The sequence below is a fragment of the Microbacterium sp. NPDC056057 genome, assembly GCF_042266945.1.
In the GTDB taxonomy this organism is placed as follows: domain Bacteria; phylum Actinomycetota; class Actinomycetes; order Actinomycetales; family Microbacteriaceae; genus Microbacterium; species Microbacterium trichothecenolyticum_C.
On sequence record NZ_JBHJWS010000003.1, the window covers coordinates 540,873 to 560,764 of the forward strand.

Genomic DNA, 19,892 nt, shown 5'->3' on the forward strand with positions numbered 1-19,892 from the left:
GCGCTCTCCTCGTTCTCGTATCAGTTGTGCCGGTCGAGCCGGCCGGTGATCACGGGATAGACGTCGCGCGCGGCATCCTTCCCGATGAAGCAGTCCATGTGGGCGTACCCGGGGATGACGTCCCGCGTGTAGAGCTCGTCGCCGTTGCGCTCACGCAGCACGTCGTAGGTGATCTCGCTGCCTTCGGGAAGGAAGAGACGGTTGTCGGCGCCATGCAGGAACGCGATCGGCACGCGGAGGCCCGACACGTCGTCGAGGTAGTCGTGGTCGCCGTCGGCGCTCACGGCGTGGTCCTCGCGAAGGATCTTGGTGATGTGGCGCAGCGTGGTCATGTTCGCCACGCCGAAGGCCTCCTCGAGGTGGTCGTGCGTCGCGTCGTTCAGCTGCGCGTGGTCGTACACCTCGCCGTACATGAACATCACGCGCCGGCAGAACGGGCGGTCGCACGGCTCGTCGCCGGAGGGGTAGACGGCGAGCGCCTTGTCGTAGAGCGTCTCGCCCCACGACGGGTCGTCGTCGAACCCGGTGGTGAGCGTGTCGAAGCCCAGCGCCTGCAGGATGTTCCCGGCGTAGATCCCCGCGCGCAGCTCGTTGAGCGTGCCTCCCCGCGGGTGCAGGGTGACCTGCGACGCCACCGCGGAGCGCACCCCCTCGAGGCCCAGCCCGAGCGCCATCAGCATCGTGAGCGATCCGACGCAGTGCGCCACGATCTGCACCGAGTCAGCCCCCGACACGTCACGCACCTTCGCGACCGCGGCGGGGTAGTCGTAGGCGGCGATGTCGTCGAGCGTGAACTGGGTGCCGCCGGACGGCAGCGCGGGGCTCGCGCGGTAGTCGAGCACCCACACGTCGTAGCCGCGCTCGTACAGGTACTCCGGGAAGTTCGTGTCGGTCGTGTCGATCGTGTACGCGAACGCCGACGTTCCGAACCCGGGGGACAGGATGACCGGCCCCTTGCGACCGCCCTCGAAGCGCGTGAGCCTCAGCAGCACAGCGTCTTCGGTGTCGAACTCGTAGATCGTCGGCTCGCCGCAGCGCAGCGGCCGTCGAACGCGTTCCTCCGAGGCATCCGTCGCCGTCGATGCGGCTTCGTGCTCGCTCATCTCGACCCCCCAGCATCAGCCGTACGGAGATCGTCGCGGCGAGGCGGGACCGGCCCACGGGCGACGACGGAGTCAGCATATTGCCCGGCACGCGCTCTCGTCACGAAGTTCAGGAGCGGCGTCGGGCACCCCTGATACCCGGCCCGTGAGAACCACTGGCTAGACTCTTCGCGTGGAACTCGTCTGGTCGACCGCCGCAACGGCATGCACGACCGACACGCGAACGCTCGGCGCCTGAGCGGGCAGGGCGCGTCGTGCGCCCGAAGCTGAGTAGCCTTGAATCCGAGCCATTCCCAGGAGAGTTTCCGTGACTGACGCTGTGCCCTATCCCGCCGACGGCTTCGCCCTGTTCCCCGACCGCTCCGTGGTCGCACTTCGCGTGAACGGCGAGCTGAAAGACCTCGCGACGGTGGTGGAGGAGACGGATGCCGTCGAGCCCGTCACCATCGACAGCCCCGACGGCCTCGCGATCCTGCGCCACTCCACGGCGCACGTCCTCGCCCAGGCCGTCCAGCGCATCAACCCGCAGGCCAACCTGGGCATCGGCCCGCCCATCACCGACGGCTTCTACTACGACTTCGGCGTGGAGCACCCCTTCACCCCCGAAGACCTGAAGGCCATCGACAAGGAGATGGCGCGCATCATCCGCGAGGGTCAGCGCTTCGTCCGTCGCGTCGTCAGCGACGAGGAGGCGCGCGTCGAGCTCGTGGACGAGCCGTTCAAGCTCGAGCTGATCGGCCTGAAGGGCGGCGGAGCCGAGAAGACCGAGGGCGCGTCCGTCGAGGTCGGCGCTGGCGAGCTCACGATCTACGACAACGTCGACCGCGACGGCCAGACGGTCTGGAAGGACCTGTGCCGCGGGCCGCACCTGCCGAACACCCGCATGATCGGCAACGGCTGGGCGCTGCAGCGCATCGCCGGCGCGTACTGGCGCGGGAGTGAGAAGAACCCCCAGCTCCAGCGCATCTACGGCACCGCGTGGCCGACCAAGGACGAGCTGCGCGCCTACCAGAGCCGCCTCGAGGAGGCGGCCAAGCGCGACCACCGCAAGCTCGGCAAGGACCTCGACCTGTTCTCGTTCCCCGACGAGATCGGCTCCGGCCTGTCGGTGTGGCACCCGCGCGGCGGCGTCGTGCGCGGCGAGATGGAGCAGCACGCGCGCCGTCGCCACATCGCGGGCGGCTACACCTACGTGTACACCCCGCACATCTCGAAGGAGGACCTGTTCCTCACCTCGAACCACCTCGTCACGTACAAGGAGGGCATGTTCCCGCCCATCGTGATGGACGAGGAGCGCGACGAGCACGGCGAGATCACCAAGCACGGCCAGGACTACTACCTGAAGCCGATGAACTGCCCGATGCACATCCTGATCTACAAGGAGCGTGCGCGCAGCTACCGCGACCTGCCGATGCGCCTCGCCGAGAACGGCACCGTGTACCGCAACGAGCTGTCGGGCGCCCTGCACGGCCTCACCCGCGTGCGCGGCTTCACGCAGGACGACTCGCACCTGTTCGTCACCCCCGAGCAGCTGGAGGAGGAGGCGACCCGCGTCCTCGAGTTCGTCATCTCGATGCTGCGCGACTTCGGCCTGGACGACTTCGAGCTCGAGCTGTCGATGCGCGACGACGAGAAGGACAAGTGGATCGGCTCGGACGAGTTCTGGGACTACTCCACCAACGCGCTGCGCAACGTCGCGGTGGCGAGCGGTCTGAAGCTCACCGAGGTGCCCGGCGAGGCCGCCTTCTACGGGCCCAAGATCGACCTGAAGACCCGCGACGCCATCGGACGCACGTGGCAGCTGTCGACCGTGCAGGTCGACCCGAACCTGCCCGAGCGCTTCGAGCTCGAGTACACGGACCGCGACGGCCAGAAGAAGCGGCCGATCATGATCCACCGTGCGCTCTTCGGCTCGATCGAGCGGTTCTTCGCGATCCTGCTCGAGCACTACGCCGGCGCGTTCCCGGTGTGGCTGTCGCCGGTCCAGGTCGTGGGCATCCCCGTCGCCGAGGACTTCGCCGACTACCTCGGCGAGGTCATCGACCAGCTGAAGGCGGAGGGCGTCCGCGCCGAGCTCGACCACTCCGACGACCGCATGCAGAAGAAGATCCGCACGCACACCACGCAGAAGGTGCCGCTCCAGCTCATCGCCGGGGCGCAGGACCAGGCCGGGGGCACCGTGTCGTTCCGCTTCCGCGACGGCTCGCAGGAGAACGGCGTGCCGATCGCCGACGCCGTCCGGCGGGTCCGCGACGCGATCGCCTCCCACGCGCTGGTGAACACGGCGGAGGACTTCGCGTGAGTGACGTCGGCGGGGCCGGGTCGGGTGTTCCGGACACGGATGCCGCAGACCCGGCGCTCGTCGACGTCGCGACGCTTCCCGGGGTCCCTGATGAGTTCCAGCGCCTCTGGACGCCGCACCGGATGGCCTACATCCAGGCCGGACCCGAGGTGCTGCGCAAGGAGTGCCCGTTCTGCGCGGCACCGCGCAAGTCCGACGAGGACGGTCTCATCGTGTTCCGCGGGCGGACCGCGTACGCGCTGCTGAACCTCTTCCCGTACAACTCCGGACACCTCCTCGTGTGCCCTTACCGTCACATCGCGACGTACGACGAGGCGACCGAGGAAGAGGTCGCCGAGATCGGCCTGCTGACGCAGCAGGGTATGCGGGTGCTCCGTCAGGTCTCGCGCTGCGACGGCTTCAACATCGGCATGAACCAGGGCCACGTCGCGGGTGCAGGCGTCGACGAGCACCTCCATCAGCACATCGTGCCGCGGTGGGGCTCGGACGCGAACTTCTTCCCGATCATCGCGAAGACGAAGGCGCTGCCCCAGCTGCTCGGCGACGTGCGCCGCGCCGTGTCCGACGCCTGGAACGCGTGAGTCGACGGCGCCGTCCTAGCGGACCTGCGTGACCTCGAACTGGAGGCGCGGGTTCGCGTAGGCGTCCTGGGATTCCACGAGCTGCAGCTCGCGCTCACCCGAAGCGTGGGTGCGCTCGAGCAGGTCGTAGACGCTCGACGTCGTGCGCGCGAGCGCGTCGGCCGCATCGCCGGTGCGGCGGTAGTGCGCGGTGAACAGAGCCGCCGTGACGTCTCCCGAGCCGTTGGCCTTCATCGGGATGTGCGGTGTCTGAACGATCCACGCGCCGTCGTCGGTCACGGCGAGCATCTCGATGGTGCCCTCGGGGCGGTCCGGACGCTCGACGCTCGTGACCAGCACCGTGCTCGGCCCCATCGCGCGCGCGGCATCGGCCGAGGCGAGCGTGGAATCGAGGTCGGACGGGTCCGTCTCGGTGAGGAAGCCGAGTTCGAACTGGTTGGGGGTGATGATGTCAGCGGCGGGCACGACGCGGTCGCGCAGCAGCACCGGGATCGCGGGGGCCACGAAGCAGCCCGACTTCGCGTTGCCCATCACCGGGTCGCACGCGTAGATCGCCGCGGGATTGGCCTGCTTGACCCGCGCGACGGTGTCCAGGATGACGTCGGCGATGCCCTCGCCGCCCTGGTAGCCCGACAGCACCACGTCGATCTGCGGGAAGACGCCCCGGTCCTCGATGCCGAGGACGACATCGCGCACGTCGTCGGGGCTGATCATCGGCCCCCGCCACGCACCGTACCCGGTGTGGTTCGAGAAGTTGACCGTGTACACCGGCATGACCTCGACGCCGATGCGCTGCAGCGGGAAGACGGCGGCGGAGTTGCCGACGTGGCCGTAGGCGACCGCGGACTGGATCGAGAGGATCTTCACCGCTCGATCATGCCACTTCGCGCGTGACGAGCCGTCCACCGGCCGCGCGTACGGCCGCGGCCACATCGGAGGCGAGCCGCTCGGCGTCGGCGTCGTCGAGGTCGTGCACGGTGAGCCGGAGACGGCGGGACGGCCCGCTCTCACCGAGGACGAAGTCGTCGCCGGCACGCGCCAGCCAGCCACGCCGCATGAGCTGTTCCGACACCGCCCGCGCGGGCACGGGCAGAGGGATCCACAGGTTCAGCCCGTCACCCGCGTCCGCCGGCACGCCCTCGGCCGTGAGCCGGTCGACGAAGGCGGCGTTGCGCGCGGCGTAGTGCGCACCCGCGCGCTCGATCGCGGACATGGTCGCGGCATCCGTCACCAATGCGAGCGTGAGCCGCTGCAGCAGGTGGCTCACCCACGTCGTGCCGGGAGTGAGACGCATCGCGAGCCGTTCCGCGGTCTCGGGATCGGATGCCGTCACCGCCAGGCACATGTCGGGTCCGAGGAACTTCGACACCGATCGCACGAGTGCCCACCGGCGGTGACCGGCAGAGATGAGCGAGTGGAACGGCTGCCGCGAGAGGAGAGAGAAGTGGTCGTCCTCGATGACGAGCACGTACGGGTGGTCGCGGAGCACGGTGCGCAGCTCTTCGGCGCGGCGCGCGGACAGACTGGCGCCCGTCGGATTCTGTGCGCGCGGCGTGTGGACCACCGCACGCACACCCTGCTCGAGCGCCGCACGCAGCCCCGCGACCGTCATCCCCTCGTCGTCGACGGGCACGGCGACAGGGCGGTAGCCGCCGATCCGCACGGTGTGGATGCTGGTGAGGAAGCACGGATCCTCGAGTGCGACGGCGTCGTCCCGCGTGAGCGCCTGTGCGAGCAGCCGCTCGACGGCATCCGCGGCGCCGCTCGTGATCGTGAGGCGCAGGTCGGCGGCGGGTGCGAGACCGTCGCGCATCCAGTCGAGAGCCCAGCGCTCCAGACCGGGATCGATGACCGGTTCGCCGTAGAGGACGGGCCGTCCCGCCATCGCCGCGAGCGCGCCGGAGAGGTCGGGGATCAGCTCGGGGTCGGGATTGCCGGTGCCGACGTCGCGCAGCACGCTCCCCGCGGCGAAGCCCTCCTGGGCGACGGGGGAGAGGTCGGCGACGCGCGTGCCGCCGCGGCCTCGCGTGACGATCACACCCGCCTGGGTGAGCTGGCGATACGCGGCGACCACGGTGTTGCGGTTCACCCCGAGCTCGTCGGCGAGGGAGCGCACGGGCGGCAGGATGTCGCCCGGATGCAGATCGCCACGCTCGATGCGCGCCCGCAGGCTGTCGGCGATCTCGGAGGCGGATCGCCCGCTGATGTCGAGATCCATGCCCGCCCTTCCGACGACGTCCCGCCCCGCCGAGTGTACGGCCCAGCCCATGCTATCTTTTGGCCTAGGCCAATACCCGCATTGTCCTCACCCCGTTGCGCGTCCCGCGCTCCGATCGAAGGGAAACCTCGTGACCACTGCCGACACGGGAACCGACCGCGTCAAGCGCGGCCTCGCCGAGATGCTCAAGGGCGGCGTCATCATGGACGTCGTCACCGCCGACCAGGCGAAGATCGCCGAGGACGCCGGCGCCGTCGCCGTCATGGCCCTCGAGCGCGTGCCCGCCGACATCCGCGCGCAGGGCGGCGTCTCGCGCATGAGCGACCCCGACATGATCGACGGCATCATCGAGGCCGTCTCGATCCCGGTCATGGCGAAAGCGCGCATCGGCCACTTCGTCGAGGCCCAGGTGCTGCAGGAGCTCGGCGTCGACTACATCGACGAGTCCGAGGTGCTCTCGCCCGCCGACTACGTCAACCACATCGACAAGTGGAACTTCACCGTGCCGTTCGTCTGCGGCGCCACCAACCTCGGTGAGGCGCTCCGCCGCATCAACGAGGGCGCCGCCATGATCCGCTCGAAGGGCGAGGCGGGCACCGGCGACGTGTCGGAGGCCACCAAGCACATCCGCAAGATCACGAGCGAGATCAACGTGCTGCGCTCGATGACCAAGGACGAGCTGTACGTCGCGGCGAAGGAGCTGCAGGCGCCGTACGACCTCGTCGCCGAGATCGCCGAGACGGGCAAGCTCCCGGTCGTGCTCTTCGTCGCGGGTGGCGTCGCCACTCCCGCCGATGCCGCGATGATGATGCAGATGGGCGCCGACGGCGTGTTCGTCGGCTCGGGCATCTTCAAGTCGGGGAACCCCGCGCAGCGTGCCGCGGCCATCGTGAAGGCCACCACGTTCTACGACGACCCCAAGGTGATCGCGGACGTGTCGCGCGGGCTCGGCGAGGCCATGGTCGGCATCAACGTCACCGACCTTCCCGCGCCGCACCGGCTCGCCGAGCGCGGCTGGTGACGACGCCCCGCGTCGGCGTCCTCGCACTCCAAGGCGATGTCCGTGAGCACGTGCGCGTGCTCACGGACCTCGGCGCCGAGGTGACGAAGGTCCGCCGCCCCGAGGAGCTCGCCGAGGTGGACGGGCTCGTGCTCCCGGGCGGCGAGTCCAGCGTCATCGACAAGCTCTCCCGCGCCTTCGGCATGCGCGAGCCCGTGCGCGAGGCGATCGCCGCGGGCATGCCGGTGTACGGGACGTGCGCGGGCCTCATCCTGCTCGCAGACCGCATCACCGACGGCATCGAGGGCCAGCAGACGTTCGGCGGCCTCGACGTCACCGTGCGCCGCAACGCCTTCGGCAGCCAGGTCGACTCCTTCGAGGTGGACCTGGACATCCCGGCGCTGGGCGAGCCGGCGGTCCACGCGGTGTTCATCCGCGCACCCCTCGTCGAGCAGGCGGGCGAGGGTGTGGAGCGTCTCGCCACCCTCGATGACGGCCGCGTCGTCGCGGTGCGCCAGGGTACGCTCCTCGGAACCTCGTTCCACCCCGAGGTGACGGGGGAGCACCGCTTCCACGCGCTGTTCCTCGACATGGTCCGCGAGCGGGACCGGTGACCGGGCAGAAACGGCACGTCGGGGTAGATTCGGAATCATGACGATCAACGACTGGTGGCGCGAGCACCCAGAGGAGCGCTACTGGATGATCGCCCCGTCGCGCGGCATCGTCGGCGACGCCCTTTCGGCACCCAAAGCACAGGACGAACGCCGGTTCGAGTGGTCGCACGAGCTCGTCGGCTTCACCGAGCCCGGCGACACCCTGTTCGTCTGGGACCGCACCCTGCCGGTGCCCGGCATCGCCGCATGGGGCCGCGTGCTCGGCCCCCTGGGGGAGGAGACCCGCGATCGCCGCGGCGACGACCTGCCCCACTGGCGCATGCCCATCAGCGACACCCTGCGTCTCGCTTCGCCGATCACGCTCCCGAGCCTTCGCCGCGTCGGCAGCGAGATCGTCACGGTGCGCGACCGTGTGGAGGGGCTCACCGAGGGCCCCGTCTACTTCCCCTTCATCGGTTCGGCCGAGACGCTCGCCCCCGCCCCCGCGTACCTCACGAAGGTCCCGCGCGACCTCGTCGCACTGCTGTCGTCGCGGTTCGGCTTCGAGTTCGCGCTGTAGAGCGGGGATAAACTAGTCCGTCGGGCGAGGCGTTCACGCGCCCGAAACCCGACGAGCGTGAATTCAGGAGGACCATGTCCGGGCATTCCAAGTGGGCCACGACCAAGCACAAGAAGGCGGTCATCGACAGCCGCCGTGCCAAGTCGTGGGCGAAGCTCATCAAGAACATCGAGGTCGCCGCCAAGCTCGGCGGACCCGACCTGCAGGGCAACCCGACCCTGTTCGACGCCGTGCTCAAGGCGAAGAAGACGTCGGTCCCGAAGGACAACATCGATCGCGCGATCAAGCGCGGCGCCGGCATCGGCGGCGAGTCCGTCGAGTACTCGTCGATCATGTACGAGGGGTACGGCCCCAACGGTGTCGCCCTCATGATCGAGTGTCTGACCGACAACAAGAACCGCGCCGCGGCCGAGGTGCGCACCGCACTCACCCGCAACGGCGGCACGCTGGCCGACCCGGGCAGCGTCGCGTACAACTTCACCCGCAAGGGCGTCATCGTCGTGGGCGGCGAGGGCACCAGCGAGGACGACGTCATGCTCGCCGTGCTCGAGGCCGGCGCTGAAGAGGTCGAGCCGCACGCGCAGGGCTTCGAGGTCATCACCGAGGCGACCGACCTCGTGACCGTCCGCTCCGCCCTGCAGGACGCCGGCATCGAGTACGAGTCGGCCGACGTCGAGTTCGTTCCGAACCTCAAGGTCGAGGTCGACGCCGACACCGCGCGCAAGGTCTTCCGCCTCATCGACGCCCTCGAAGACAGCGACGACGTCCAGAACGTCTACAGCAACTTCGACCTCACCGCCGAGGTGCAGGCCGAGCTCGAGAACGACGAGGACTGATGAGATGAGCGGATGCTGCGGCCAGGCGCGCCTGGCCGCAGCATCCGTCTTCCTCGCCTAGCGTGGGGGAGTGGCATCCTCCCGTGGTCGACTGCGCGTGCTCGGAATCGATCCGGGCCTGACGCGCTGCGGTGTCGGCGTCGTCGACGTCGCTCCCGACCGATCCGCCGTGCTGGTCCACGTGGGGGTCGTGCGGTCCGATCCCGGAGCTCCGATCGAGGAGCGGCTCGCGGTCATCGCGCGAGGCCTGCGCGCCGTCGTGGACGCGCACGAGCCCGATGTCGTCGCCGTGGAGCGGGTCTTCGCCCAGCACAACCGTGCGACGGTGATGGGGACCGCGCAGGCCAGCGGCATCGCGCTGCTCGTCGCGGGAGAGCGGGGCCTCGCCGCGGCCACGCACACCCCGTCCGAGGTGAAGGCCGCGATCACGGGGTACGGCAACGCCGACAAGCGCCAGGTCCAGACCATGGTGGCCCGCGTCCTGAGGCTGGAGGAGCTGCCGAAGCCCGCCGACGCCGCGGACGCCCTCGCACTCGCTCTCTGCCACGCCTGGCGCGGCGCTCCCGCGCAGGCGGCGGCATCCGGACCGCTCACACCCGCGCAGCGCGCCTGGGCGGACGCGGAGCGACTCACCCGACGGTGATCCCGCACGTCGCCGTGCGTGTCGCTCGAACAAACGTCCGAACCGCCCCGTAGGCTCGACGCATGATCTCCTCAGTCCGCGGCACCGCCGTGCACGTCGATGCGGATGCGGTCGTCGTCGAGGTCGGAGGAGTCGGCCTCCACGTCGCCGTGACCCCCCAGGTCGCGCGCACCACGCATCTGGGCGACACCGTCACCCTCCACACGTCGCTCATCGTCCGCGAAGACGCGCTGTCGCTGTTCGGCTTCGAGACCCGCGAGGAGCTCGTCGTGTTCGGTCAGCTGCTCGGTGTCACCGGGGTGGGCCCGAAGTCCGCACTGGGGGTGCTCGCGACGCTCACGGTCCCGCAGATCGCCGACGCGGTCTCCGCCGACGACGACGCCCCGTTCCGCCGCGTCTCGGGAATCGGCCCGAAGACGGCGAAGCTCATCGTGGTGCAGCTGGCTGGCAAGATCGCGGTGACGCGCCACGCCGGTTCCGGAGGGACGGATGCCGCGGGCTCCGCCGCGATCCCGGCACAGGTCGTGCAGGCCCTGGTCAGCCTCGGCTGGTCCGAGCGCGTGGCCGTCGAAGCCGTCGAGAACGTCGCCGCCGACGCACCGGAGTCCGACCGATCGTCGGTGCCGGCACTGCTGCGGCGCACGCTCGCGGCTCTCGGCCCCGCCCGGAAGGAGACGGTGAATGGCTGACGTGCGCGAAGCCGAAGAGCCCGTCGACGAGTCCGAGCTCGCGATCGAGGGCGCGCTGCGCCCGACGTCGCTGGCCGAGTTCGTCGGCCAGCAGAAGGTGCGCGGTCAGATGCAGCTGCTGCTCGATGCGGCCCGCATCCAGCAGCGGCCCGCCGATCACATCCTGCTGTCCGGGCCACCCGGCCTCGGCAAGACCACGCTCGCGATGATCGTCGCGTACGAGAGCGGGCGCCCGCTGCGGCTGTCCAGCGGGCCGGCGATCCAGCACGCGGGCGATCTCGCCGCGCTGCTGTCGAGCCTCACGCCCGGCGAGGTCCTCTTCATCGACGAGGTGCACCGCATGGCGCGCTCTGCCGAAGAGATGCTGTACCTCGCGATGGAGGACTTCCGTATCGACATCATGGTCGGCAAGGGCGCCGGCGCGACGAGCATCCCGCTCGACCTGTCGCCGTTCACCCTCGTCGGCGCGACGACGAGGTCGGGTCTGCTGCCCAACCCGCTGCGCGACCGCTTCGGGTTCACGGCCCACCTCGAGTACTACGAGCCCGAAGAACTCGAGCGGGTCATCGAGCGCTCCGCGGTCATGCTCGGGGTCTCGCTGCCTCCCGCCGCCCGCGCAGAGATCGCACGACGCTCGCGCGGCACGCCGCGCATCGCCAACCGCCTGCTGCGGCGCGTGCGCGACTACCTCGTCGTCCACGGCCGCACCGGCGCCGACATCGCGGCCGTCGACGCCGCACTCGACCTCTACGACGTCGACCGGATCGGGCTCGACCGGCTCGACCGCGCGGTTCTCGACATGCTCGTCAGGCGATTCCGAGGCGGACCCGTCGGCCTCAGCACGCTCGCTGTCGCGGTCGGTGAGGAGCCCGACACCATCGAGTCGGTGGTCGAGCCGTACCTCGTGCGGATCGGCTTCATGGGGCGCACCCCGCGCGGACGCATCGCGATGCCCGAGGCCTACGCCCACCTGGGGGTGCCCATGGCCGACTCGGTGCTCGGATTCGATGTCCTATAATCGCTGGAGGTTCACACCCAACCCCTCCCTGCAAGGCAGCGCCGCCCTGGCGCCTGCCTGACCCGAAAGGTGCTTCCAGCTCCATGGACTTCGCTTCCTTCCTGAGCAACTACGGCCTCATCATCCTGCTGGTCGTGCTCCTCGTCTTCATGTTCTGGAGCTCCCGCCGTCGTATGCAGAAGCAGAAGGCGGAGCAGGAGCAGAAGGCCCGCCAGACGGTGCCCGGCTCCGAGGTGCTGCTGCAGGGCGGCCTCTACGGCACGATCGTGTCGTACGACGCCGAGAACCTCGACCAGCCCGCGATCGTCGAGCTCGCGCCCGGCGTCGAGATCAAGGTGCACAGCCAGGCGATCCTCCGCGTCGTGAACCCCGGCGAGCACGCGGTCACCGAGGACGAGTACCTCGCCGCCGAGGAGAGCCACGCCGAGTACGCCGAGGGCGTCGCCAACGGCGACATCACCTCGATCAGCGACGACCAGAGCTCGGCCGCGGGCAAGGAGAAGACCGACCCCGACGCCGACACCGGCACCAAGTCGCAGGGCTGACGCCCCTCCGTTCGCCCGTTCGGGCTCTCAAGAAAGCAAAGACGTGGCGACATCAACCCCCGTCCGGCATGCATGGCGCGCGCTGACCGGACTCCTCGCGATCACGGCGCTCCTGTTCGGCATCAACGCGCTCGGCGTGTACGTGTTCGGACAGAGCTCGTGGACCCCCGCGCTCGCGCTCGACCTCCAGGGCGGCACACAGATCGTCCTCGAGGCGCAGACCGAGGACGGCGCCGCTCCGTCCGAGGAGCAGATGCAGCAGGCGGTCACGATCATCCGCCAGCGCGTCGACGCCTCGGGCGTCGGCGAGGCCGATGTCACCACCCAGGGCGGCAACCAGATCGTGGTGCAGATCCCCGGTCAGGCCGACGAGGAGACCCGCAACCGCATCGAGGCATCGGCGCAGCTGCAGCTGCGCGCCGTGCTGTACGCGGGGGCGCCGGCGAACACCTTCGTCGGTGACGACGGGCAGGCGACGCCATACCCGACGCCCGACCCGTCGCTGCAGGCGACGCCGACCACGTCGCCGACGAACGGCAGCGACCTGGCCTGGATCACGCCTGCCCTCCAGGCGGAGTTCCAGGCATACGACTGCGCCGATCCCGCGAACGATCCCGCGAATGCGCCGGCCGACGAGCCGCTCATCACGTGTGACGCCGACGGCACGGTCAAGTACATCCTCGGCCCGGTCGAGCTCGACGGTTCGTCGATCGACGACGCGACCTTCGGCCTGCAGCAGAACAACGGCCTGTGGGCGGTCAACCTCTCGTTCGACGCCGAGGGCACCCAGACCTTCGGCGAGATCAGCCAGCGCCTCTACGGCGCTCAGGCCCCGCTGAACCAGTTCGCCTTCGTGCTCGACGGCTACGTCCTGTCGGCCCCGTCGATGAACGGCGTGATCCTCGACGGCAAGCCGAGCATCACGGGCAGCTTCACGCAGGAGACCGCGAAGGTTCTCGCCGACCAGCTGAAGTACGGCGCACTGCCGCTCAGCTTCACGGTCGAGAGCTCGAACTCGATCTCCGCGACGCTCGGCTCGCAGCAGCTGCAGATCGGCCTCATCGCAGGTCTGATCGGTCTTCTGCTCGTGGCGATCTATTCGCTCATCGTCTATCGCGCGCTGGGCTTCATCATCATCGCCTCGCTCGCGGTGATGGCGGTGCTGACGTATGTCACGCTGTGCATCCTCGCGTGGCGCATGGGCTTCCGCCTCTCGCTCGCCGGTGTCGCGGGTCTGATCGTGACGATCGGCTTCACGGCCGACTCGTTCATCGTCTACTTCGAACGCATCCGAGACGAGCTGCGCGACGGAAAGTCGATCACGGGTGCCGTCGAGGACGGCTGGGGCCGCGCCAAGCGCACGATCTACATCTCGAAGTCGATCAACATCCTGGCCGCCGTGGTGCTGTACATCCTCGCGGACTCCACGGTGAAGGGCTTCGCCTTCACGCTCGGTCTCACGACCGCGATCGACGTCCTCATCTTCATCCTGTTCACGCACCCGGTGCTGCAGCTGCTGGCCCGCACACGGTTCTTCGGGTCGGGGCATCCGCTGTCCGGACTCGACCCGACCGCGCTCGGCGCCGTCTATCGCGGTCGTGCGCAGTTCCGCGAGCCGGTGCTGGCCACCGGCGTCGCCGGCCGCCGCAACGCCAAGTCCCGCGGTGAAGCCGCACGTCGCCAGACCATCGCCGAGCGGAAGCAGGCCGAGCTGGCCGCAGCCGACAGCGCGAAACCCGGCACGAACGTCAAGGAGGGAGACGACTGATGCGCTCCATGAGCCAGTTCGGCAACGACCTCTACACCGGCAAGACGTCGTTCCCCTTCGTCGGCCGCCGCCGCCTGTGGTTCCTCATCGCAGCGATCCTCGTCCTCGGCTCGGCCCTCGTGCCGCTGCTGCGCCCCATCCAGTTCTCGATCGAGTTCACGGGCGGGTCGCAGTTCACGGTCAGCGGCGTCGCCGCGCCGATCGACCAGTCGCTCGCCACCGACGCCGTCCACTCGGTCGTCCCGGACGCGACCACCAAGGTCGTCACGATCGGCGACGACGCGGTGCGCGTGCAGACCGACCAGGTGACGGATGCGCAGAGCCGCGAGATCTCCGCGGCCCTCGCCGAGACGTACAACGTGCCCGAGAGCGAAGTCAGCTACGCCTTCATCGGCCCCAGCTGGGGAGCCGACGTGACGCGCCAGTCGCTATGGGGTCTCGCGATCTTCCTGGCGCTGACAGCGATCATCCTGGCGCTGTACTTCCGGACATGGAAGATGTCGCTCTCGGCGATCATCGGCCTCGTGGACGTGCTCATCATCACGATCGGCGTCTACGCGCTGTTCGGCTTCGAGATCTCGCCCGCCGCCGTGATCGGCTTCCTGACGATCCTCTCGTACGCGCTGTACGACACCACGGTCGTCTTCGACAAGATCAGGGAGAACACGAGCGAGGACGGCGAGGTGTCCGGGCGCACGTTCGGCGAGTCGGTCAACCTCGCCGTGAACCAGACCCTCGTGCGCTCGATCAACACGACCGTCGTGGCGATCCTCCCGACCGGCGCGATCCTGTTCATCGGCGTCATCTGGGCCGGCGCGCAGACGCTCACCGACCTGTCGCTGTCGATCTTCGTGGGAACGATCGTGGCCGCCTACTCGACGATCTTCGTCGCGGCGCCGCTGTACTCGCTCTTCCGCGAGAACGAGCCGGCCATCAAGACGCGCGACGCACGCGTGGTGGCAGCCCGCGAGCTGGCAGGGGTCCCGGCCTGAGGGTCCGCCACGCGGGCGTAGGATTGTGAGGTCCAGCGGAGGGGAGGGGATCGAGTGACCGAGACCGTCCCCCCCGCCCAATCCTCCTCGCTCCGGCGTCTCGTCCCTCGGATCTTCTCGAGGTCGGCCCGCCGCGACGACGTCGAGCAGCTCCTGCGGACGGTGCGCACGCACCACCCAAAGGGCGACTTGTCGATCGTCGAGCGCGCCTACTCGGTGGCCGAGACCGCTCACACCGGTCAGCTGCGCCAGAGCGGCGAGCCGTACATCACGCACCCGCTCGCCGTGGCGCAGATCCTTGCGGATCTGGGTCTCGGACCCCGCGCGATCGCGGCGGCGCTCCTCCACGACACCGTGGAGGACACCGACTACTCGCTCGAGATGCTCACGAGCGAGTTCGGCGACGAGGTCGCCATGCTCGTGGACGGCGTGACCAAGCTCGACAAGGTCAAGTACGGCGAGAGCGCGCAGGCCGAGACGGTGCGCAAGATGATCGTCGCGATGTCGCGCGACATCCGGGTTCTGCTGATCAAGCTCGCCGACCGCCTGCACAACGCGCGCACGTGGGGATTCGTGCCGCCCGAGAAGTCGCGCAAGAAGGCGACCGAGACGCTCGAGATCTACGCGCCGCTCGCGCACCGGCTCGGCATCCAGGCGATCAAGTCCGAACTCGAGGATCTGTCGTTCGCCGTGCTGCACCCGAAGCTGTACGCCGAGATCGACAGCCTCGTGAAGCAGCGCACCCCCCAGCGCGAGCAGTACGTGCAGAACGTCATCGACGCGGTCGACAGCGACCTGCGGGAGCTCCGCATCCGCGGCCGGGTCATGGGCCGCCCCAAGCAGCTGTACTCCGTGTACCAGAAGATGGTCGTCCGCGGCCGCGAGTTCGATGACATCTACGACCTCATCGGCATCCGTGTGCTGGTCGGGAGCGTCCGCGACTGCTACGCCGTCCTCGGCGCGATCCACGCACGATGGACCCCGCTTCCCGGGCGCTTCAAGGACTACATCGCGACCCCGAAGTTCAACCTCTACCAGTCGCTGCACACGACCGTGATCGGCCCCGGGGGCCGCACCGTCGAGATCCAGATCCGCACGCACGAGATGCACCAGCAGGCGGAGTACGGCGTCGCCGCCCACTGGAAGTACAAAGAGCAGATGAACGGCGGCAAGGCGGATTCCAAGTCCGTCGACACCGACATGGCCTGGCTCGCCCACATCTCCGACTGGCAGGCCGAGACCGCGGATCCCGGCGAGTTCCTCGACTCGCTGCGGTTCGAGATCGGCGCCAAGGAGGTCTACGTCTTCACGCCGAAGGGGCGGGTCATCGGCCTGCCGTCCGGCGCGACACCCGTGGACTTCGCGTACGCGGTGCACACCGAGGTCGGCCACCGCACGATGGGCGCGAAGGTCAACGGGCGCCTGGTGCCGCTCGAGTCCGAGCTCAAGAGCGGCGACGTCGTCGAGGTGTTCACGTCGAAGAACCCCGACGCCGGCCCCAGCCAGGACTGGCTCGGATTCGTGCGCAGCACCCGCGCCCGCAACAAGATCCGCGGCTGGTTCACGAAGGAGCGCCGCGAGGAGGCGATCGAGCAGGGCAAGGAGTCGATCGCGCGCGCGATGCGCCGGCAGAACCTGCCCCTGCAGCGGCTGATGAGCCAGGACTCGTTCACCGAGGTCGCCCATCAGCTGCGCTACGAGGACGTCTCGGCGCTGTACGCCGCGGTCGGCGAGGGACACGTCTCGACCCAGTCGGTCCTCGAGAAGGTCACCGCACTCGTCGCGGCGAACGACACCACCACCGGTCCGATCGACCTGCCGGTCGTCGGCAGAGCCCGCGCGCCCCGCAACGGCGATTCCGGCATCCTGGTGCGCGGCGCGCCCGACATCCTCGTCAAGCTCGCGAAGTGCTGCACGCCGGTGCCCGGCGATCAGATCGTCGGGTTCGTCACGCGCGGCAGCGGCGTCTCGGTGCACCGCGCCGACTGCACCAACGTCAAGTCGCTCATGGAGGACCCCGAGCGCCTCATCGAGGTCGAGTGGGCACCTACGACGAAGAGCGTCTTCCTGGTGCAGATCCAGGTCGAGGCGCTCGACCGCTCGGGCCTTCTGAGCGACGTCACACGCGTGCTCAGCGAACACCACGTCAACATCCTCTCGGCGACGGTCTCGACCTCGAACGACCGGCTTGCCCTCAGCCGCTTCGTGTTCGAGATGGGCGACATCGTCCACCTCGACCGCGTGCTCAACGCCGTGCGGCGCATCGACGCCGTCTACGACGTGTACCGCGTCACGTCGTCCTGACGCTCGTCGACGAGCGCCCAGAGGCACGCGAGCGCCGCGCGCTTGTGGGGGAGCGCACCCGCCTCCAGCCGCGCGATCGCCCGGTACGCGGCATCCGTGTCGATCTCTGCGAGAAGGCGCGCCGCCGCGGCGTGCTGGTCGTCGCCCACCCGGGCGAGGTCGGCGAGGGTGCGCTCCGGCGTCGTGACGAGGACGCCGCCGACCAGCTGGAGATCCTCACCCGGGACCTGGAGATCGCGGTAGACCACCCGGCGGTCCGGTCGCACGTGGAGGCGGCGCGGCACCCCGCGCTGCACGGTGTGGCGCGACGGAGGCAGCGGCAGTCCGCCGTGCACCCAGGCCGCCGACAGGTGGGTGGCCGCGAGCGTGTCGCCGAGGGTCTCGGCGAGCGAGCCCGCGCGGAGCGCCGCCGTCTCGACGGCGTCAGCGGGGATGTACGCGTCGCCGAGCGCCACGAGGTCGCCGTCGAGGCACGCCGCCGTCAGCTCGGCGCGCGAGAGCCGCTCATCGGCGAAGTACAGGAAGGGCGATCGCACGGAGGCAGTCTGCCGCACCGCGCATGATCCGTGGATGCCGCAGCCGGCCGATTGTGGAGAACCCGGCCGCCGCGCAAGCGACGACCGGGTTCGACTCGGCTCAGGCGGAGCTGATCAGCCGCCGAGCGCCTTCAGCCACGTGCGGCGAGCCTCGAGCGCATCGGTCGCGTTCGCGATCGCCTTCTTGTCGCCCGACTTCTTCGCGACCTCGAGCTCGTCCTCGAGCTTCTGGATCGCGTCGGTGAGCTGGCGCGTCATGTCGTTGGCGCGGGCCTTCTGCTCCGGGTCGTTGCGCTTCCAGTCGGCGTCCTCGCGGGTGCGCAGCGCGTTCTCGACGCGACGCAGCTCGTCATCGAGCGAACGCTCGGTGTCGCGCGGGAAGATCCGGCCGATCTCGTCCCAGCGGCGCTGGATCCCGGTGAGGATCGAGCGGGCCTTCGCGATGTCGCGCTCGTCGCCGACCGCCTTCGCCTCTTCGAGGAGGGCGCGCTTGAGGTCGATCTTCTCGCGGGAGGCTTCGGCGTCGGCCGCCTCGCGCTCGATCCGCGCGCCGTACAGCGCGTCGCCGGCGGCCTTGAAGCGGGCCCACAGCGCGTCGTCGACCTTCTTGCCGGCGCGACCGGCGGTCTTCCACTGGTCGAGCAGCTCACGGTAGGCGGAGATGCCATCCTCGCCCTTGGGTGCGAGGGCCTCCGCCTTCTCGACGAGGCGCGTCTTGCGGTCGCGGACGCCCTTGTGCGCCTCGTCCAGCTCGGCGTAGAACGCGCGGCGGTGCTTGTCGACCGTGGCGCGTGCGTCGCGGAATCGCTTCCAGAGCTGCTGCGCCGTCGACTTCGGCAGGCGCGGACCGTTCTGCTGCTGCGACTGCCACTGGTCGAAGAGGGAGTTGAGGTCGGCCGTCGCCTGCTTCCACTGCACGGTGCGCGGGTCGCGGGCGGCCAGGGCCTCGGCCTTCTCGACGAGCTCGGTGCGCGCCTTGACCGCGTCGTCGACGGCTTCGCGCGCCGCGACGGCCTCGGTCGCGGATTCGGCCGCGAGGGTCTCGGTGAGTGCGGCGACGCGGGCGACGAGGCTCGCGAGGTCGCCGACGGCGGCGGCTCCGTCGAGCTTGCCGTTGATCGTGCGCGCGGTCGAACGCAGGTCGGAGGCGGAGGCACCGCCGCGGCGGTGGCGCACCTCCAGGAGCGTCACCTCGCTCGCGAGGTCGGTGTACTTGCGCTCGAAGTAGGCGAGGGCCTCTTCGGCCGAGCCGTCGGGATACTGCCCGACGACGCGCCAGCCGTCGGCCTCGCGGACCGAGACGGTGCCGTCCTCGTCGACGCGGCCCCACGGCTCGTCGGCGGAGGGCGCAGCCTCGACGACGACGTCCACGACCTCGACGGCCACGACCTCGCCGTCTTCGACGACTTCGGCGACCTCGATCACCTCGACGGCGACGACCTCGGAGTCTTCGATGACCTCCACCACGTCGATCTCGACGACCTCCACGTCGACGTCCGCAGGAGCGGACGCTTCAGCCGGGGTCTCGTCCGACGGCTGCTCGGTCTCGGCGGCGACGTCGGCCGAAGCGCCGGCGCCGGACTCGGAGTCCTCAGGTGCCGCGGCATCCGCGTCCGCCGTGACATCCGTCGCGGTGGCGGCGTCGTCATCGACGGCCGGGGTCTGGTTCTCGTCGGCCCCAGTGGTCTCGGGGGCGTCGGTCTCGGGCTGGAAGTCTGCTGCGGCAGTCACGGGTTGCACCTCATCGCGGCTCGCGCCGTCTGTAGGGAGTAGGACGGCTCACAGCCTAGTACGGCGGATGCCCCGCCCGAGGTGCGGTTGCGGCGCGAGACCCGAGATGTCAGGGCGTGGGCGTCGGCGTCGCGCTCGGTTCCGGCGTCGTCGTCGCCGACGGGGTCGGCTCCGGAGTCGTCGCGGTCGGCGTGGGCGTCGACGAGGGCGATGGTTCGGGGGCACCGGGTCCGGCCACGAAGTACAGCGTCTGCGCGCCGACCAGGCCGAGGACGAGAACGCCGCCGACGATGCCCGCGATCAGGTTGTCGCGCGTGCGACGGCGCGCCTGGTCGTCGTGGAACTGACGTCGCGCCTCGTACAGCCGCGTGCGCTCCCGCGCAGCCCGTGCGTCACGGTCCTTGCCACCGGTCGCCACGTGACCTCCTCGTTCCGTTCGTGTCGGGCGCGTGC

The 19,892-nt window shown here is 69.7% G+C and carries 19 protein-coding genes; 13 read left to right on the forward strand and 6 right to left on the reverse strand.

Translation table 11 applies throughout. The features are described 5' to 3' along the window. Positions 1–20: 20 nt before the first annotated feature. Positions 21–1,103: an alpha/beta fold hydrolase gene (locus tag ACFC1K_RS14440; RefSeq protein ID WP_375872137.1), complete on the reverse strand. Its 1,083-nt coding sequence runs from the start codon at positions 1,101–1,103 to the stop codon at positions 21–23. Between the two features lie 307 nt (positions 1,104–1,410). Here ACFC1K_RS14440 and thrS point away from each other — a divergent pair, with 307 nt between their 5' ends. Together thrS and ACFC1K_RS14450 are read left to right on the forward strand one after the other, a co-directional pair. Continuing rightward, positions 1,411–3,405, forward strand: a complete 1,995-nt coding sequence (thrS, locus tag ACFC1K_RS14445) for a threonine--tRNA ligase (RefSeq protein WP_375872138.1) — start codon at positions 1,411–1,413, stop codon at positions 3,403–3,405. Then, complete coding sequence (locus ACFC1K_RS14450; protein WP_310290842.1) at positions 3,402–3,986, forward strand: HIT domain-containing protein; 585 nt, start codon at positions 3,402–3,404, stop codon at positions 3,984–3,986. The genes thrS and ACFC1K_RS14450 overlap by 4 nt, the downstream gene beginning before the upstream one ends. Positions 3,987–4,001: 15 nt before the next feature. Here ACFC1K_RS14450 and pdxY read toward each other — a convergent pair whose 3' ends face one another. Both pdxY and ACFC1K_RS14460 read right to left on the reverse strand, forming a co-directional pair. Then, positions 4,002–4,853 (reverse strand): pyridoxal kinase PdxY, encoded by an 852-nt coding sequence (gene pdxY / locus ACFC1K_RS14455; protein ID WP_310290840.1) that lies wholly within the window; start codon positions 4,851–4,853, stop codon positions 4,002–4,004. A gap of 7 nt (positions 4,854–4,860) precedes the next feature. After that, positions 4,861–6,204 carry an aminotransferase class I/II-fold pyridoxal phosphate-dependent enzyme gene (locus ACFC1K_RS14460; protein ID WP_375872139.1) on the reverse strand — a complete coding sequence of 448 codons (1,344 nt, stop codon included), beginning with the start codon at positions 6,202–6,204 and terminating at the stop codon, positions 4,861–4,863. Positions 6,205–6,334: 130 nt separating this feature from the next. Between ACFC1K_RS14460 and pdxS the strand changes: the two genes are divergently transcribed. The 11 genes from pdxS to ACFC1K_RS14515 all read left to right on the forward strand — a co-directional run bounded on the left by pdxS (position 6,335) and on the right by ACFC1K_RS14515 (position 17,172). Continuing rightward, entirely contained in the window at positions 6,335–7,225 is an 891-nt protein-coding gene (pdxS, locus tag ACFC1K_RS14465; RefSeq protein ID WP_310290836.1) for a pyridoxal 5'-phosphate synthase lyase subunit PdxS, read from the forward strand. Continuing rightward, positions 7,219–7,818: a pyridoxal 5'-phosphate synthase glutaminase subunit PdxT gene (gene pdxT, locus ACFC1K_RS14470; protein WP_375872410.1), complete on the forward strand. Its 600-nt coding sequence runs from the start codon at positions 7,219–7,221 to the stop codon at positions 7,816–7,818. The genes pdxS and pdxT overlap by 7 nt, the downstream gene beginning before the upstream one ends. Before the next feature lie 37 nt (positions 7,819–7,855). Further along, positions 7,856–8,377: a hypothetical protein gene (locus ACFC1K_RS14475; RefSeq protein WP_375872140.1), complete on the forward strand. Its 522-nt coding sequence runs from the start codon at positions 7,856–7,858 to the stop codon at positions 8,375–8,377. Positions 8,378–8,451: 74 nt separating this feature from the next. Next, complete coding sequence (locus ACFC1K_RS14480; RefSeq protein ID WP_045302545.1) at positions 8,452–9,213, forward strand: YebC/PmpR family DNA-binding transcriptional regulator; 762 nt, start codon at positions 8,452–8,454, stop codon at positions 9,211–9,213. Positions 9,214–9,283: 70 nt separating this feature from the next. Then, positions 9,284–9,856: a crossover junction endodeoxyribonuclease RuvC gene (gene ruvC / locus ACFC1K_RS14485; RefSeq protein ID WP_375872141.1), complete on the forward strand. Its 573-nt coding sequence runs from the start codon at positions 9,284–9,286 to the stop codon at positions 9,854–9,856. Between the two features lie 62 nt (positions 9,857–9,918). Continuing rightward, positions 9,919–10,545 carry a Holliday junction branch migration protein RuvA gene (ruvA, locus tag ACFC1K_RS14490; RefSeq protein ID WP_375872142.1) on the forward strand — a complete coding sequence of 209 codons (627 nt, stop codon included), beginning with the start codon at positions 9,919–9,921 and terminating at the stop codon, positions 10,543–10,545. Continuing rightward, the gene (gene ruvB, locus ACFC1K_RS14495; protein WP_310290829.1) at positions 10,538–11,563 is read left to right on the forward strand and encodes a Holliday junction branch migration DNA helicase RuvB; all 1,026 of its coding nucleotides are present in this window, start codon (positions 10,538–10,540) and stop codon (positions 11,561–11,563) included. The genes ruvA and ruvB overlap by 8 nt, the downstream gene beginning before the upstream one ends. 83 nt (positions 11,564–11,646) lie before the next feature. Next, positions 11,647–12,108: a preprotein translocase subunit YajC gene (yajC, locus tag ACFC1K_RS14500; RefSeq protein ID WP_310290827.1), complete on the forward strand. Its 462-nt coding sequence runs from the start codon at positions 11,647–11,649 to the stop codon at positions 12,106–12,108. Between the two features lie 43 nt (positions 12,109–12,151). Then, positions 12,152–13,876 (forward strand): protein translocase subunit SecD, encoded by a 1,725-nt coding sequence (gene secD / locus ACFC1K_RS14505; RefSeq protein WP_310290825.1) that lies wholly within the window; start codon positions 12,152–12,154, stop codon positions 13,874–13,876. Beyond that, the gene (secF, locus tag ACFC1K_RS14510; protein WP_310290823.1) at positions 13,876–14,868 is read left to right on the forward strand and encodes a protein translocase subunit SecF; all 993 of its coding nucleotides are present in this window, start codon (positions 13,876–13,878) and stop codon (positions 14,866–14,868) included. Before secD ends, secF begins: the two co-directional genes overlap by 1 nt. Positions 14,869–14,922: 54 nt before the next feature. Further along, positions 14,923–17,172 (forward strand): bifunctional (p)ppGpp synthetase/guanosine-3',5'-bis(diphosphate) 3'-pyrophosphohydrolase, encoded by a 2,250-nt coding sequence (locus ACFC1K_RS14515; RefSeq protein ID WP_310290820.1) that lies wholly within the window; start codon positions 14,923–14,925, stop codon positions 17,170–17,172. Here ACFC1K_RS14515 and ACFC1K_RS14520 read toward each other — a convergent pair. The 3 genes from ACFC1K_RS14520 to ACFC1K_RS14530 all read right to left on the reverse strand — a co-directional run bounded on the left by ACFC1K_RS14520 (position 17,142) and on the right by ACFC1K_RS14530 (position 19,857). Then, the gene (locus ACFC1K_RS14520; protein WP_375872143.1) at positions 17,142–17,708 is read right to left on the reverse strand and encodes a hypothetical protein; all 567 of its coding nucleotides are present in this window, start codon (positions 17,706–17,708) and stop codon (positions 17,142–17,144) included. The genes ACFC1K_RS14515 and ACFC1K_RS14520 overlap by 31 nt on opposite strands. A gap of 114 nt (positions 17,709–17,822) precedes the next feature. After that, entirely contained in the window at positions 17,823–19,094 is a 1,272-nt protein-coding gene (locus tag ACFC1K_RS14525; RefSeq protein WP_375872411.1) for a DUF349 domain-containing protein, read from the reverse strand. A 454-nt stretch (positions 19,095–19,548) separates the two neighbouring features. Then, a complete protein-coding gene (locus ACFC1K_RS14530; RefSeq protein ID WP_375872144.1) occupies positions 19,549–19,857 on the reverse strand; it encodes a dioxygenase in 309 nt (102 codons plus the stop codon). Positions 19,858–19,892: the final 35 nt, after the last annotated feature.

Coding starts and splice junctions, on each gene's coding strand:
- ACFC1K_RS14440 (WP_375872137.1), bottom strand. CDS start 1,103: ATGAGCGAGCACGAAGCCGCATCGACGGCGACGGATGCCTCGGAGGAA.
- ACFC1K_RS14460 (WP_375872139.1), bottom strand. CDS start 6,204: ATGGATCTCGACATCAGCGGGCGATCCGCCTCCGAGATCGCCGACAGC.
- ACFC1K_RS14475 (WP_375872140.1), top strand. CDS start 7,856: ATGACGATCAACGACTGGTGGCGCGAGCACCCAGAGGAGCGCTACTGG.
- ACFC1K_RS14480 (WP_045302545.1), top strand. CDS start 8,452: ATGTCCGGGCATTCCAAGTGGGCCACGACCAAGCACAAGAAGGCGGTC.
- ruvA (WP_375872142.1), top strand. CDS start 9,919: ATGATCTCCTCAGTCCGCGGCACCGCCGTGCACGTCGATGCGGATGCG.
- ruvB (WP_310290829.1), top strand. CDS start 10,538: ATGGCTGACGTGCGCGAAGCCGAAGAGCCCGTCGACGAGTCCGAGCTC.
- yajC (WP_310290827.1), top strand. CDS start 11,647: ATGGACTTCGCTTCCTTCCTGAGCAACTACGGCCTCATCATCCTGCTG.
- secF (WP_310290823.1), top strand. CDS start 13,876: ATGCGCTCCATGAGCCAGTTCGGCAACGACCTCTACACCGGCAAGACG.